13 protein-coding genes are annotated in these 14,754 nt (G+C 48.2%); 9 read left to right on the top strand and 4 right to left on the bottom strand.

The genetic code is table 11. The features are described from left to right. Positions 1-4: 4 nt before the first annotated feature. Positions 5-226, bottom strand: a complete 222-nt coding sequence (locus SIB74_RS05210) for an Hfq-related RNA-binding protein (RefSeq protein WP_063395891.1) — start codon at positions 224-226, stop codon at positions 5-7. A 26-nt stretch (positions 227-252) separates the two neighbouring features. Between SIB74_RS05210 and dapF the strand changes: the two genes are divergently transcribed. The 5 genes from dapF (at position 253) to SIB74_RS05185 (ending at position 5,178) form a co-directional block, all read left to right on the top strand. Continuing rightward, complete coding sequence (gene dapF, locus SIB74_RS05205; RefSeq protein ID WP_082818474.1) at positions 253-1,224, top strand: diaminopimelate epimerase; 972 nt, start codon at positions 253-255, stop codon at positions 1,222-1,224. Between the two features lie 127 nt (positions 1,225-1,351). Beyond that, entirely contained in the window at positions 1,352-2,551 is a 1,200-nt protein-coding gene (locus tag SIB74_RS05200) for a cysteine desulfurase family protein (RefSeq protein WP_063395892.1), read from the top strand. 37 nt (positions 2,552-2,588) lie between these two features. Then, positions 2,589-3,224: a DUF1995 family protein gene (locus tag SIB74_RS05195; RefSeq protein WP_074159133.1), complete on the top strand. Its 636-nt coding sequence runs from the start codon at positions 2,589-2,591 to the stop codon at positions 3,222-3,224. Positions 3,225-3,346: 122 nt separating this feature from the next. Continuing rightward, on the top strand, positions 3,347-3,862 hold the full coding sequence (locus SIB74_RS05190; RefSeq protein WP_063395893.1) for a DUF4330 domain-containing protein: 516 nt from the start codon (positions 3,347-3,349) through the stop codon (positions 3,860-3,862). After that, entirely contained in the window at positions 3,859-5,178 is a 1,320-nt protein-coding gene (locus tag SIB74_RS05185) for a D-alanyl-D-alanine carboxypeptidase/D-alanyl-D-alanine-endopeptidase (protein ID WP_063395894.1), read from the top strand. The genes SIB74_RS05190 and SIB74_RS05185 overlap by 4 nt, the downstream gene beginning before the upstream one ends. Here the strand turns inward: SIB74_RS05185 and SIB74_RS05180 are convergent. Together SIB74_RS05180 and coaD are read right to left on the bottom strand one after the other, a co-directional pair. Then, the gene (locus SIB74_RS05180) at positions 5,141-6,076 is read right to left on the bottom strand and encodes a hypothetical protein (RefSeq protein WP_063396021.1); all 936 of its coding nucleotides are present in this window, start codon (positions 6,074-6,076) and stop codon (positions 5,141-5,143) included. The two genes, SIB74_RS05185 and SIB74_RS05180, sit on opposite strands and share 38 nt — an antisense overlap. 20 nt (positions 6,077-6,096) lie before the next feature. Then, complete coding sequence (gene coaD / locus SIB74_RS05175; RefSeq protein WP_011826135.1) at positions 6,097-6,570, bottom strand: pantetheine-phosphate adenylyltransferase; 474 nt, start codon at positions 6,568-6,570, stop codon at positions 6,097-6,099. Between the two features lie 74 nt (positions 6,571-6,644). On the opposite strand from coaD, the gene SIB74_RS05170 reads away from it, so the two are divergent. From SIB74_RS05170 to SIB74_RS05155, 4 genes are all read left to right on the top strand, one after another. Then, positions 6,645-7,127: a flavin reductase family protein gene (locus tag SIB74_RS05170; protein ID WP_041374810.1), complete on the top strand. Its 483-nt coding sequence runs from the start codon at positions 6,645-6,647 to the stop codon at positions 7,125-7,127. Beyond that, the gene (gene uvrC, locus SIB74_RS05165; RefSeq protein WP_063395895.1) at positions 7,084-9,087 is read left to right on the top strand and encodes an excinuclease ABC subunit UvrC; all 2,004 of its coding nucleotides are present in this window, start codon (positions 7,084-7,086) and stop codon (positions 9,085-9,087) included. The genes SIB74_RS05170 and uvrC overlap by 44 nt, the downstream gene beginning before the upstream one ends. A gap of 66 nt (positions 9,088-9,153) precedes the next feature. Next, positions 9,154-9,741, top strand: a complete 588-nt coding sequence (gene hemJ, locus SIB74_RS05160; protein ID WP_011826132.1) for a protoporphyrinogen oxidase HemJ — start codon at positions 9,154-9,156, stop codon at positions 9,739-9,741. Further along, complete coding sequence (locus SIB74_RS05155) at positions 9,734-10,390, top strand: PHP domain-containing protein (protein ID WP_011826131.1); 657 nt, start codon at positions 9,734-9,736, stop codon at positions 10,388-10,390. The genes hemJ and SIB74_RS05155 overlap by 8 nt, the downstream gene beginning before the upstream one ends. Before the next feature lie 549 nt (positions 10,391-10,939). On the opposite strand, the gene cobN is transcribed toward SIB74_RS05155, so the two are convergent. Then, on the bottom strand, positions 10,940-14,719 hold the full coding sequence (gene cobN, locus SIB74_RS05150) for a cobaltochelatase subunit CobN (protein WP_063395896.1): 3,780 nt from the start codon (positions 14,717-14,719) through the stop codon (positions 10,940-10,942). Positions 14,720-14,754 lie beyond the last annotated feature (35 nt).

Below are 14,754 nucleotides of genomic sequence, written 5' to 3'. Positions count from 1 at the left end.
TGAGTTAGCCCAGTGGACGAATTATCAGTACAGCCCGACGGTTAATCAGCACAGGTTGACTCGATCCAGGCCGTTCCAGGGCAAGGAATTCCGGGTCCTGCCATAGTAAGCGGCCTTCCAATCGGAGCCCATCAGCTAATTCAAGACTGAGAGGGATCTCATCGCGCACCCAACCCTGAATCAGACGAATCCCTGGAAGGCTGGGATTGAGAGGGGGGGGCTCCATAGGATTGGGATCGTTACAAGCTGGTTATGTTGCAGTTCAGCAAATATCAGGGTCTCGGCAACGACTTCGTCCTGATTGATGGGCGTGAGGGTCAGTTGTCTAATCAAGTGATCAATCCTGATCCAGCCTGGGTACGAAAAATCTGTGATCGACACTTCGGGATTGGAGCTGATGGGCTGATTCTTGCTTTACCACCTAGGGCTGATGGTGATCTGAGAATGCAAATTTTCAATGCTGATGGCAGCCTGGCCGAGATGTGTGGCAATGGAATCCGTTGCTTAACACGTTTCTTGGCTGATATCGACGGAGATTTGTGTGCTCAGCTGTGGAACATAGAAACCCTAGCAGGAATAATTTGTCCAATCTTGCAGGAAGATGGACAAATTTGCGTAGATATGGGATCTCCATTCTTAGACCCAGAATCGATACCTACCACCCTGACAATTGGTTCTGCTGGATTGCCCCAGGGCGAGTGCCACTTGGGTGGTACATCATTGAATGTTGCAGCTGTAGGAATGGGTAATCCGCATGTGATCGTGCCTGTTGAAGATCTTGAAAGTATTCCATTTGAAAAATGGGGACAAAGACTTGAAAAACATGAGACCTTCCCAGCCAAAACAAATGTTCATTTCCTGAAAATACACAGTACGAATCAACTTGAAATTCGGGTTTGGGAACGTGGGTCGGGACCAACCCTGGCTTGTGGTACAGGAGCCTGTGCATCTCTTGTAGCAGCTTGTTTGCTTGGTCTTTCTGATGACCATGCGGAGGTTCTTTTACCAGGAGGTGTGTTACAGATCAGTTGGCCAGGGCGTAGGGGTTCTGTTTTTATGACGGGGCCCGCTGAACCTGTCTTTGACGGGGTTTTAACACCTCTTCTCACGCCAAGTCATCCTGAGGTCTTACCTCAAGATGATCAGATCAAATTCGTTGAAGACATCGAATATTCTGGAAACATTAAAAGCTCTAGAATTAATAGAGACTCCTATCTTGGATAAGATAAAAACCCTGAGGTTGATTCCCTTAAAACGGTGAATGATTGTTTAACTAATCCCTTGTTAGAAAGCATGATCGCTCCTGCTTTTGATTCATTGGGGCATCACACTCAAATCGTTCTAGGAAAGGATGGTCAGATCTAGTTCGTGCCCTTCTGAAATTTATCTGGATGCTTGTGCAACGACTCCGCCTCGACCAGAGGTGATTCAACGCATCTTGGAAGTTCAGGAGAGTGTCTGGGGTAACCCCTCGAGTCTTCATGGCCCAGGCCTGATCGCTGCTGAATTACTTGAACGCAGTCGTCAGATGATCGCATCATGCCTAATGGCCAGCTCAACAGAGCTGGTCTTGACCTCGGGAGCTACAGAATCTATTCATTTAGGCCTTTTGGGCATGGCTCGTTCCATGCAGTCGGGCCGTCTAGTGATTTCAGCGGTAGAACATCCTGCTGTTCTTGCAGCAGCTCAGGTCCTCAAGCATGAGGGCTGGGACGTGTGTTACTGGCCTGTTGATCCTCTAGGTCGCGTCAAACTTGAGGATCTAGATCAGATGCTTGCTCCGCCAACACGATTGGTCTCAATTATCTGGGGTCAAAGTGAGGTCGGTACCATTCAACCGATTAAGACGATTGGCTTAGCTTGTAGGGAAAGGGGCATTGTTTTTCACACTGATGCCACTCAAGTTCTTAGTCAGGGACTACTGCATTGGGCTGATCTGCCGGTAGACTTACTTAGCGCATCAGCACACAAGTTTCAGGGGCCTAAGGGAATTGGTTTGCTCCTATTACGCCCTGAATTGATAGAGGTTTTACAACCTTTACAGGGTGGTGGTGGCCAAGAACAGGGGCTTCGGGCTGGTACAGAATCTGTCGCCTTAGTAGCAGGCATGGCGATGGCCCTCGAACACTTGAAGCTATCCAGGCCAGGGTGTGCTGATGTTGAGTTTGCCGACCAGGTCAAAGTTCAAAGAATGCGTGACGCGTTAAGAATCAACCTGCAGACCTTACCCGGACTTCACTTCACCGGCGATCCAATCAATCGTTTGCCTCACCATATATCTATGCTTGTGGGATCAGGAGATGACCAGCCCATCTCTGGTAGAGCTGTTGTGCGAGAACTTTCACGACTTGGCGTGGCAACAAGTAGCGGTAGTGCCTGTATGGCAGGGCAACCAAAAAACAGTGCTGTCCTGGAGGCCATGCAGATCAAACCTGAGTGGCTTCAGTCAGGATTACGTTTCTCTCTGGGGTCATGGTTAGACGAAACACAGTTGGATCAGATCCCTGATCTTCTGGAGCAGGCCATGATTGCAGCAGCATCGCCAGAATGAGCCTTACTTCTAATCCTTAAATCATCCATCCCACCCTGTGATAAAAACTCTTCCCGCTGACCTCCTCGCTGCCGAAAACATGGTTTTGGAGGCTCTACAAACCTCTTTAAAGGATCAACCCCTGGGGCGATGGGAGGTGAATTTGAAGTTTGAGGGCTTGAAATTGATGCCCGTGGCTCTACGCCTGATGCAGAATCTGCAAAAAGATGGGTTTGAGATTGTTCTTGTTTGGCCTGATATGGGTGGTGCAGCCCTGGCTAAACACAATGCTCCTGAACTTGCTAATCAGATCTCTTCAATCAATGATTTACTCGCTGAGAAGAATGGAAAAGATGATGATCGTATCTTTTTAGTTGTTGCACCACAACCCAGCGATTACGAGCAGTTTGAACTCCTATGCAACAAACATTCAGGTGCTGTTGTCATGCTGAACGGCCGTTTGGAAGATAGTGCTGTAGGAATTGGAGGCGTTGCTAGACAACGTAGACGAGGATTTTTATCTTTATGGCGTAAGGCCTATTGGCTTGAACCATTGGAGTCTGGTGCGTTGATGCGTTCGCACCCAGGCGAATGGATCTTGTTTCGTGCTGATGTTGATGGATATCGAGAGACCACTACCTTCGACCAGCGTCCAGATGCTGAAGCCATCGACGCTGCTCTTGTTAGCACTTAGTACATCAAGCGGACATCAGGCAGACAACAGTAATCAGTTCATTGTTTGCATCGCTTGAGAGACCAATGGTTGACTTGATCAATCGGATCGGTCTCCGTATGGTGCAGCTCTGAAGAGTTTTTATGAGTCGCCCAACCCTTTTGAAACAATTCACCCCTATTGATGGGATTGCCGCAATCGTGGCACTCATCGCTCTGGGGGGTGTGTTGTGGAGTCCGAAGTTAAGTCATTCATTGGCCAGGGCGACAGGCCTCATGAGGCCTGTGCAGGTTTCTGTCGATGTTCGCAACGTGCCTACAGCTGAGCCCAATGCACTGATCGAAGCGGCCTTGGCCCAGGGCAGCACCAGTATCGTTATTCGCAATCAGCCTGCCGGTTCACTGAAACTTAAGGGCATCGAAGACCTCAGAAGCAAGCTCGTGGCGGTCCAGCCAGACGGCTCTGTCGTCATCGCAACAGATCCCAATTTGGCTGCCAACAGTATTCTTGATGCTCGCTTCATACTTGAAGGTGACGGCACAGTCTCCAAGGCGGGAGTTGTGTTAGCTGGAACAAAACTCAAAATTGGCACACCAGTTGAGCTAGAGGGATCCACCTATCGAATTAACGGAACCGTGAGTGGTGTCAGTGTTCAATGAAGATTATCCCTGCAAGTTTCCAGATCACTAAGAGAACCCATTCTCAATTGTTGATCCGAATTCTTGGAGCTGGGGGAATCCTGATCGGTTCTAATGTGAATGCAGCCCCAACTGTTCTTTCACCACCCCCTCCAGTTGCCGTCCAGGGCTGGCCTTCTCTTCAATCTGGGCGACTCTGCCCTTCCTTGCAAAGGAGTTTCAAATCCTTACTCGGCCAGGGCTCATCGGCATGGAGCGTGAGCGTCGTAGATCGTCACGGTCAGCTCCTTGCAGACATCAACGGAACTGTTGCCAAAGTTCCAGCCTCCAATCAGAAGTTGATTACAACGGCCTTTGCGCTCGATAAGCTCGGCCCTGATTTCAAGTTGCACACCCAACTATTGCGACGCCCTGATGGGGTACTTGAAATCAGTGGTGAAGGTGATCCTGATCTAGGTGTCACAGAGATACAACGCTTTGCGATGGCAGCTCTTGGTCAGGGTGGTTCGCGCACGTTTCGTTCACACGACGATCTCCAGTTACTGATCCGTGAGGAGCCTCAACAACGCTGGTGGCCAAGTGATTGGCACCCAGCTGACCGCATTTATGCCTATGGAGCACCGATCACCCGTCTTGCACTAACAAGCAATGCCCTTGATGTGGCTGTGACCAATCCAATTGGTCGTTTACAACGCTTGCTAGAGCGCGAAATACATCGGCAGGGGGGCAAAGCTCATTTAAGCCTTGTCAACCACGACCAGGTGAAGACAAGTTCTGCCCAGTCCGTTCTTCTTCATGAGGAAGATTCCGCACCGATGCATGCCTTGGTGAGTCTTGCTAATGCGGAGAGCCATAACTTCACGGCAGAGGTGCTGCTTCGACACGCCGCTGAAAGCTGGGATGTGAGGCTTGCCTCCAGGGAGGCTATGCGCTGGATGCAAAGACAAAATCTTCCTCTGACAGGGCTACGCATAGCCGACGGCAGCGGGCTCTCAAGGAACAACCGAATGAGCAGCCAAACTCTGGCGACTTTGTTGATGCGTATGGGACATCACCCTCTTGCTCCCTACTATCAAGCCTCAATGGCCATAGCAGGACAGCGTGGAACGTTGCGCAAACTGTTTAGAGGTACTTCCCTAGAAGGGAAATTCTGGGGAAAAACAGGCACTCTCAATGGAGTGCGTTCTATCTCAGGAATTCTTGAGACAGTAGATGGACCACGCTACGTGAGTGCAATAGCTAATGGCGCCAGCTCACCAAATAGAACAATCGGCTTGTTGTTGAAGGCTACCCAACGCTTCAGCCCGTGTTCTTCATCGCTCTCAACTTCGAATTAGCTCTACGCCCCCGGTTGATCGGCACGGCCTTGTCTGTGTGTTGGTCAGTTGAACCGCGACTTTCATGACTGCTGATGGTTTGGATTTTCACCAGCTCTTGGCGACCAGCAATGATGACTTGAGAGATTTCTTTGAGGCGATGCTCAAGTTCTCCAAGGGTCTGTTCGGCATAACGGTTTGCACCATCCTGGACACCAGCGGCTTCACGACGACTGCGCTGAATAAGTGACTCACATTGCTGGTGAGTTTGCTGCCTGAACTGAAGAGCATCGTTATGTAGCCGTTCAGCTTCGTTCTGAGCTTCCTTCTGGAGTCGTGATCCCTCTGATCTGATCTGATCTAGTTCTTGGATTGCTTGTTGACGGTTGCGTTCGTGCTGTTCGGTCAGCTGCCTTTTGATATCAATGGCTTCACGATCCAGTTGTTGTCTACGCTCCAGGGCCTCCTGCTCAAGTTGCTGTCGACGGCTAGCGAACTGCTGCTCAAGTTGAGCAAGTTTCGACTGCATCTCATGTTCCAGCTGAGCAGATTGCTGCCTAGTTGTTTGTAGCAGCTGTTCGCATTGTTGGCGACTCTGATCACGAAGCTCGGCAACCTGTTTTTCCGCTTCTTGACGAATGGACGCTGCATTGACCAACTGCTCGCGCTGTTGATTGGCCTGCTGAACAATCTCTTCTGCTTGTTTTCGAGCAGTTGTGATGAAATCATCACGTTTTTGGAGCAACTGATCGGCCTGGTTCACTTGCCCAGGGAGGGTCTCTCGAACGGCATCAAGCACTTCGACCGCTTCCTGTTCATTCACTAGGCGAGAGCCACTAAAGGGAATACGGCTGCCTTCCAGAACTATCTCTTCGAGTTGGTCGAGCTGTTCGAGAACGGTGAACCTAGGCTCGCTCATCACAATTTTAGTTTTAAAGCTCAATTAAATAACCTGTGGAGGTCTTGTGCCACCACCTCAGGCACCATGTGATCAATATTGCCACCAAAACGGGCGACTTCCTTCACCATAGAACTACTGAGAAAGCTGTGATGAGCTGCAGTCGCAAGGAAGATTGTCTCAAAATCTGGAGCCAGGGAGCGGTTTGTATGAGCAATTTGGAGCTCATACTCAAAATCACTCATCGCACGAAGACCACGCAGGATCAGATCAACCTGGTTGTGACGAGCACATCTCACTGTGAGGCCATCAAAGCTGATCACGCTTACGCCCTTGCAATGTGCTGTAGCCACATGAATCTGGTTAAACCTCTGTTGCAAGGTGAATGCTGGCGTTTTGGCAGGGTTGCTTAAAACCGCTACCACAACCTCGCCGAAGAGTGCGCAGCCACGCTCAATCAAATCCAGATGACCCAGTGTTAAAGGGTCAAAGCTGCCTGGGTAAAGGGCCCTCATGATCCAATCAAACCACTTCTGGATCCTATGCAGTGAGGTGCTGCTTAGAGTTGGTAGATCTGATGAGATTCTCAATGGCACTGGATCTAGAAGCGAAAAAGGTTTTGCTTCGCAAAATCCCCCATGGTCTTTTTATTTGTGGAGTCCGTGAAGGTGATGAAATCAATGGCTTTACAGCAAGTTGGGTGACTCAAGGGTCGTTCGAACCACCTCTTGTTGTTATGGCAGTTCGATCAGAAGGAAGCAGTCATGGAATCATCGAGCGAACCAAGCATTTCTCGCTCAATGTGCTTCGGGCTGATCAGAAAGAACTTGCGGCAGTTTTCTTTAAGCCTCAGTCGGCGATGGGAGGCCGCTTTGAGTCAGCCCCCTTTCGTTATGGCGAATTGGGTCTACCCCTGCTAGAGGATGCTATTGGTGGAGTTGAGTGTGAACTTGTGGGCCAGGTCGTCCATGGTGATCACACTGTTTTCGTCGGAGAAGTGAGATCAGCCCATCTAAATCAGGATGGGGATGCGCTTAACCTCGCTTCAACGGGTTGGTCATACGGCGGTTGAAAATAATTTGACCAACGCTTCTCAGCGCACCATCCTTCTAAAGGATGAAAAAAGACTTGAGCAAAGGCTTAAGGAGATTCCAGCTGAACCTGGTTGTTATCTCATGCGTGATGGAGAAGACAGGTTGTTATATGTGGGTAAATCAAAATGTTTACGAAATCGAGTAAGAAGTTATTTCCGAAGTAGCAGTGATCATGGGCCTCGTATTCGATTGATGGTGCGACAAATTGTTGAGATTGAATTTATCGTAACTGATAGCGAGGCTGAATCCTTAGTTCTGGAATCTAACCTGATAAAGAATCAACAGCCACATTTCAATGTGTTGTTAAAAGACGACAAAAAATATCCCTATATTTGCATTACATGGAGCGAGGAGTATCCACGTATCTTTATCACAAGGAGGCGACGTTTCCGAAATAAGAATGATCGCTTCTATGGCCCATATGTAGATGTAGGACTATTGCGTAGAACCTTATTTCTTGTCAAACGTTCGTTCCCGCTGAGACAACGACCACGGCCATTGCACCAGGATCGTACCTGCCTTAACTATTCAATTGGACGTTGCCCTGGCGTATGCCAGCAGAAGATCACACCAAAGGATTATCATCATGTTCTTCGCAAAGTTGCGATGGTTTTTCAGGGCAGGAATCAAGAGCTTAAGGTTTTGCTTGAGAGGCAAATGGAACGTTATTCAGATCGATTGGACTATGAGTCAGCCGCTAACATAAGGGATCAGATTAAAGGGTTAGAACAACTTACAGAAGAACAGAAGATGAGCTTACCAGATTCAAGCGTAAGCCGAGATGTACTTGCTATTGCAAGCGATCATAGGGTTGCGGCAGTTCAGCTTTTTCAGATGCGTGCAGGTAAACTTGTTAATCGTCTTGGCTTTACTGCTGATGCAGTCGATCAAACTCTTGGAAGTGTACTTCAGCGAGTTATCGAAGAACATTACAGTCAAGTAGATGCTGTAGAAGTCCCGCCAGAAGTTCTTGTTCAATACTCATTACCTCAGCAAGAATTACTAATTGATTGGCTCAGTGAGCAACGCGGTCGGCGTGTTCAAATCAGTTGTCCTCAACGCCAAGCAAAAGCAGAGTTGATAGAACTTGTTGAACGCAATGCAGTATTTGAATTATCTCGTGCGAAGAGTGGGCAGCAACAACAGGAATTGGCAACAGAGGATCTTGCCCAGTTGCTTGAACTCACGACACTGCCAAGAAGAATCGAAGGATATGACATTAGTCATATCCAAGGAAGTGATGCTGTTGCATCACAGGTTGTATTTATCGATGGGCTACCCGCTAAACAGCATTACCGAAAGTATAAAATTAAAAGTAGTAGTATCAAATCTGGCCATAGCGATGACTTCATGGCGATGGCTGAGATTATGCGCCGTCGCTTTCGTCGTTGGGCAAGGGTGAAGCAAGAAGGATCAGATTTTGAAAACCTGCAGCGCTGCAGTGGCAGCACCTTGCAGACAGATGGTCTCAATGATTGGCCTGATGTGGTGATGATTGATGGCGGTAAGGGTCAGCTTTCATCAGTCATGGAAGCATTACGCGAGCTTGACCTTCATGAGGATCTCGTCGTTTGTTCATTGGCTAAGAAACATGAACAGATCTTTGTACCTGGACAAAGAAAACCATTGGATTCTGATCCTGATCAGTTGGGTGTCGTCCTTTTAAGGCGGCTTCGGGATGAAGCACATCGCTTTGCCGTGAGTTATCACCGCCAACAAAGAGGGGTAAGAATGAACAGATCGCGGCTTACAGACATCCCTGGACTTGGGCCTAGGCGTGTTCGTGACCTTCTTGCACACTTTCAATCCATTGATGCTATTCAGTTGGCTAGCGTCCAGCAAATTAGTCAGGCACCAGGGCTTGGACCAGCACTTGCCTTTCAGGTTTGGACCTATTTCCACCCTGAAGCCGATAAGGCGTTGGAGGAGGTTGCCTGATCAAGACGGATCACTTTTTTTAATTCTCATTACTACCTCATCTCAGCAGATTGCTGATAGTTATCCATGACCTTTCCGCCCGAGGCATACCTGTGGTTCAAAACTCTCCACATTGTTGGGGTTGTGGTTTGGTTCGCGGGCCTTTTTTATCTTGTGCGCTTGTTTATCTATCACGTGGAAGCAGCTGAATTGGAACCAACTGTCAAAAAAGCATTTGAAGAGCAATACACGCTGATGGAGCGTCGATTGGCAAATATCATCACCACTCCCGGGATGATTCTTGCCGTTTCCATGGCTGTTGGATTGCTGATCACTCAACCGAGTTGGCTCAATCAAACTTGGATGCAAGCAAAGCTTGCTTTGGTGGCTGCGCTAATCGCCTACCACATTTTCTGCTATCGGCTAATGGGTCAGTTGAATCGCGGGGAATGCAGCTGGAGCGGCCGTCAGCTTCGTGCCCTAAATGAACTTCCAACTTTATTCTTAGTGCTAGTAGTGATGCTGGTTGTCTTCAAAAACCAGTTTCCAACAGGTGCAGCTACTTGGTTGATCGTTGGCCTTGTGCTGTTTATGGCGGCATCAATTCAGTTTTATGCGCGATGGAGACGATTAAGGCTTAGTCGACAATTAGAAAGCCCGCTAAATAATGGCTGATGTTTCTCATCCTCTAAGGGAAATCCTCTTGGGTGTTAGTTCTGAGAGTTGTCCAAATACTATGAATTTTCACTGTCATACTATTTGCAGTGATGGCAGCCTTGAGCCAGAGCTTTTAATTGCGCAAGCAAGCGAAAGGGGTTTGCAACATATAGCGGTCACAGATCACCACAGCACTCAGGCCCATCATCCCATGAAGGAATGGCTTGCTAGGCGAGGTGATCAAGGATTACCGGTTCCAAGACTTTGGAGTGGTTTAGAAATCAGTTGCTTGTTGAAAGGTTGTCTTGTCCATGTCCTGGCTCTTGGCTTTGAGGTTGGGCATCGTGCTCTTCACATCTATTGCCAAAATAACTCTGCCACTGGGGGATCATTACAGGCTAAAGCTGTAAAAGAGGCGATTCATGAGGCAGGAGGATTGGCAGTGCTAGCCCATCCAGCTCGATACCGCGTGCGGCATACTCTGCTTATAGAAGCAGCCGCTGAACTTGGCTTCGATGCTGGTGAAGCATGGTATGACTACGACTTTCAGACCAATTGGCATCCAACACCATTCATATGTGAAGAAATCGATCATCAGTTGCAGGGTCTTGGGCTAATGCGTACATGTGGAACTGATACACATGGATTTGACCTCAGCGGACGCTAAATCCATTCCTGCTCATTAGTATGACTATGATTTTAAGATTAAGCTTACAAATTGACCAGTTAATGGCTTTTTTACATCTTTAGGACAGGTGCTTGTAATAGAATGAAACCCTGAAACATGCTTATAAATCTGGCAATAAGGGGGTTCTACTTGATGGAATCAGCTTAGCATTCACGAGACAACCTAACATTGAAATATAATTCAGGGCCTAGTCTATAGCATTACAAAAGATAGGTTTCATTTCCTAATGGATGCCTAGCCTAGAATTAAAAATCATTTAGTTCGTTGATTACTACCTTAATCCTTTGTCAGTTGGATGCAATACTTATCCAGTATTTGAAATAACTATAGTCTTAACAGTGAGCCAATTGGCGAAGAGACAAGCATGTCATTTTCCATTGGCTCATCAATTAATCCCTTGATCACATAATCTCTTGACCAACTATTCTCTATGCTCTTGATAATTGTTAATAAAGAGAAAATGTGAGGCGTGATTCGTATCAAATATTTGTGTTTAGAGAAATGTGTATGATCAATATTGATGGGCGATTATTTAATCGGCAAAAAATCGTCGGGCTTTGATTCAATCTGAGCCTCACTGGTGTAAACAAGTTGTTTTAGTATTGCTATCTTGTCGAGCGATGCTGATTTCCACATGCCACGGTTTGCGGCTTCAAGTAAGCGTTCGGCCATATCTCTAAGAACCCATGGGTTATTTTCTTGGAGGAAATCTTGAATATCTTTTTCTTCTAACCATTGCTCACATAGAGCGCTATAACACCAATCTGGAATACGATCAGTCGTTGCATCATAAGCGAAGAGATAATCCAAGCTTGCACCCATTTCAAATGCTCCCTTATATCCATGTTGTTTCATACCATCGATCCAGCGTGGATTCAACAATCTGCTACGTACGACTTTGTCGATTTCTCGTTCAAGTCGACTTAGCCTTGGACGCTCTCGTCGAGAATGATCTCCGAACCAAAGTTCAGGACGTTGCCCTGAGATCACTTCCACAGCAGTTGCTAATCCACCGTGAAATTGGTAGTAATCATCTGAATCGAGGAGATCATGCTCGCGGTTGTCTTGGTTGTGAAGCACGACCTGCACATCCTGCAAGCTGCGCTCAAGCCCCTCTCGATCAAGGCTTGGATTAGATGCACCGTCATATCGCCATTGGCTCCAGCTCAAATAGGCCTCGCCAAGATCAGAACGATCTTCCCAAGAGCCAGAGTCAATTAATGCTTGAAGCCCCGCGCCATATGCCCCTGGAGCAGAGCCATAGATTCTGCCTTGAGGTCCGTGCTGGCGCGTCGTTGCTGCCAAGGGATTGAATTTGTCATCTTCTTCTAGATTTGAAATGAGTTGTTGAGCCTGATACACCCAACTCACAAGTTGGGGGAAAGCATCACGAAAGAGACCTGAGATCCTTAGTACAACATCAACCCTTGGACGTCCAAGAAGGCTTAAGGGGATGACCTCTAGATCAATCATTCGCCGACTGGGACCATCCCAAACAGGTCGAACACCGATCAATGCCATCAGTTGCGCGATGTCCTCGCCGCCATTGCGCATGGTTGCTGTTCCCCATACAGAAAGCGCAAGATGAGTTAGTGGCTCACCATGATCAAGTAGATGTAAGTCCAACAACTGTTCTGCACTTCGCTGCCCCAGGTCCCAAGCTGCTTCTGTAGGTAGTCCACGTAGATCCACTGAATAAAAATTTCGGCCAGTAGGAAGAACTTCTGGGCGACCACGAGTTGGAGCTCCAGAAGGGCCACTTGCTATACGGCGTCCAGAAACAGCCTTTAGGAGTGCTTCATGTTCTTTCCTCGGGCTAGTGATAAGCCGAGGCCAGAGGTCATGTTTGATTCGTGAAAGTAGTGGATCATTTTTAGAAGACTTGAGCCAATCTCGTAGTGGCTTTACAAGTGATAGTTGATCATTGCCCTTCCTCTTTTCAATCTGTTTTTTGTCTAGAAGAACATTTAAAAACATCAAAGCTTGTTCTTCGATCCAGGCCACTGCATCGCCTGTTCTTCGAGCATTATCAAGGCCAAAGCTGATTAAAATTTTGGTATCATGGCTAGAAAGCAACTCACCTTCTTCATCACACCAGGGATCACAGTTCAATTCGAGGTGCTTTGCGATGGCCTGTGTAAGTCCTGGCTGATCCGAAGAAGGTGACCGAGCTATTGCCAGAAGAAGTTCAACAGCACAGTTATCAGATGGTGCCTGACCAAAGCGATGCAACCCTGTGCGAATTTGAGACTCCTTAAGTTCACAAAGATAGGCCTCAGCTTGATCAAAACTTGTGATCAGTAAATCACGGTAACTTTCTGAGTTATCGAATACCTCAGGCAGCCCAGGAAAATTATTTAAGCGTAAAAGATTCAACAATTCTTCCTCAAGTTTCTGCACTCGTTTAGCCCCCAACTGTGTGGCCTCGACATATTCATCCAACAAAGACTCAAGCCTAAGTAAGTCTCCATGAAGTCCGGCTCGACCAAGGGGTGGTGTGAGGTGATCGATGATCACAGCAGCTCCACGGCGCTTGGCTTGAGATCCTTCTCCAGGGTCATTAACGATGAACGGATAAGCATGTGGTACTGCTCCAAGAGCTAGATTTGGATAGCAGGATTGACTAAGACCTACACCTTTACCTGGTAACCATTCAGCACTTCCATGTTTACCAACGTGTATCAACAGATTGGTTGCATGTACCTCTCGCATCCATAGATATTGAGCGAGGTATCGATGAGGTGGTGGTAGATCGGGTGAATGAAGGTCAGCGATTTCATTGCTGTCGTAGCCACGACTCGGCTGAATCATGACCACGACCTTTCCAAAAAGGATGCCATGGATAGCAAAACCATCGGCTTCAAGATCCTCAGCTTGTTCAGGTAACCCCCAACGTTTAACAATCGGCTCACATGCTTCTACTGGCAGGGTTTTCCACCACTTCAAATACTGTGAAAGTGAGAGATAAGACAGAGGTTGTCGGTTTTGGCTTTCTGGATCATTGGTACGCGATCTGAGTAGATGTTTCATCAAATCCTGGCCATCTGCAGGAATCGGATTGCAACCAAGGTCATGTCCGCTCTCTTGCAACCACCCCAAAATGGACGCTGTGCTTGCAGGAGTATCCAGCCCTACGCCATTAGCCAGACGCCCATCGCGGACGGGGTAATTGGCCAGAACAAGACTGATGCGTCGTTGCTTGGGCTGAGATTGTTGAAGCTGAATCCAGGCCTTTACATGAGTGATTGCCCATGCCAGTCCGTCATCATCAGGCTCCATAACCTGTACAGCTGTTGCGAGTGAGGCATTCGCCTGCACAGTTGAACGAAAAGCACCAGGTCGAGAAGTGATCCGCCCATCTAGTTCTGGAAGAACGACTTGCAATGAAAGATCTAGAGGGTCTAACCCTCTACTGCTGTTGATCCATTCGTTGCGGGAGCGACCGCTGCTGAGTACCTGTACAACCGGTACATCCAAGGCCTCCCATAGATCTGAACCAAGCCCAGCTTCTTGAAACTGCACCGATGCAAAGGAGGTGGTCGTCATCACTGCAGCGACGTTCTGTTGCTTAAGCAGGTGTTTGACGCCCTGCTGAACGGCAGGATCTCTAAGGCTGCTGACCCAGAGAGCACGCGGGACTAACCCTTGTGCACGAAGTTGCGTATTAAGGGCTTTTGGAAAGGCAAGATCTCCGGCCTGAGAAAGGGCGCGATACAGCACAACTCCCACCTTGGGTCCATCTTCATGTCGCCAATCCCAAGGTGAAGGGTCAACCATCGCTTTCAACACGATGTGATCAAGATCGATGGGAGTGCCAACGAGAAGTTGCTCAATGACTCCCAGAAACATCACCATGTTGTCCACACCACCTTCACGCATCAGCTGAGCGAGCCGATCAGCCAATGGGATGGGGTGGCTCCCGAGGGAATGAAGCTCAAAATCCAAATCAGTAGTGCCAGAAAGAATCAGCAATTGACGAGACGAGGCTCGTTGTTGCCAAATCCCGAGTTGTTCAAGCCCATAGCTCCAGTGACCCCGACCACCAAGAAGGCGCACAACGATGAGCTGGGCTTTTGCTGCCGTCGTAGCGAGATAGTGATCAACCTGAGCTGGATGGGAAAGAGCGGCGAGAGGTAGCGCGCGAATACGGCCCTTCCACGCCTGCTGTGATGGAACTTCAAGAACAGAGGCAAGAGTGGAAATATCTGTTTTCGCACTTGTCAGTAGAAGGATTTGTGCCTGTGGTTGTTCAACGAGGAGCACCTCCTCGGCTGTTCCTTCACCTGGCAGGCTTGCTAATCGATGCATTGGCTCATTCTTTGATGGAAAATGGCACGTGTGAG

This window comes from Prochlorococcus sp. MIT 1306 (assembly GCF_047304515.1).
Taxonomy (GTDB): Bacteria; Cyanobacteriota; Cyanobacteriia; order PCC-6307; family Cyanobiaceae; genus Prochlorococcus; species Prochlorococcus marinus_D.
The sequence above is the reverse complement of the archived record's forward strand: the minus strand, read 5'-3'. Positions and strand labels throughout refer to the sequence as shown.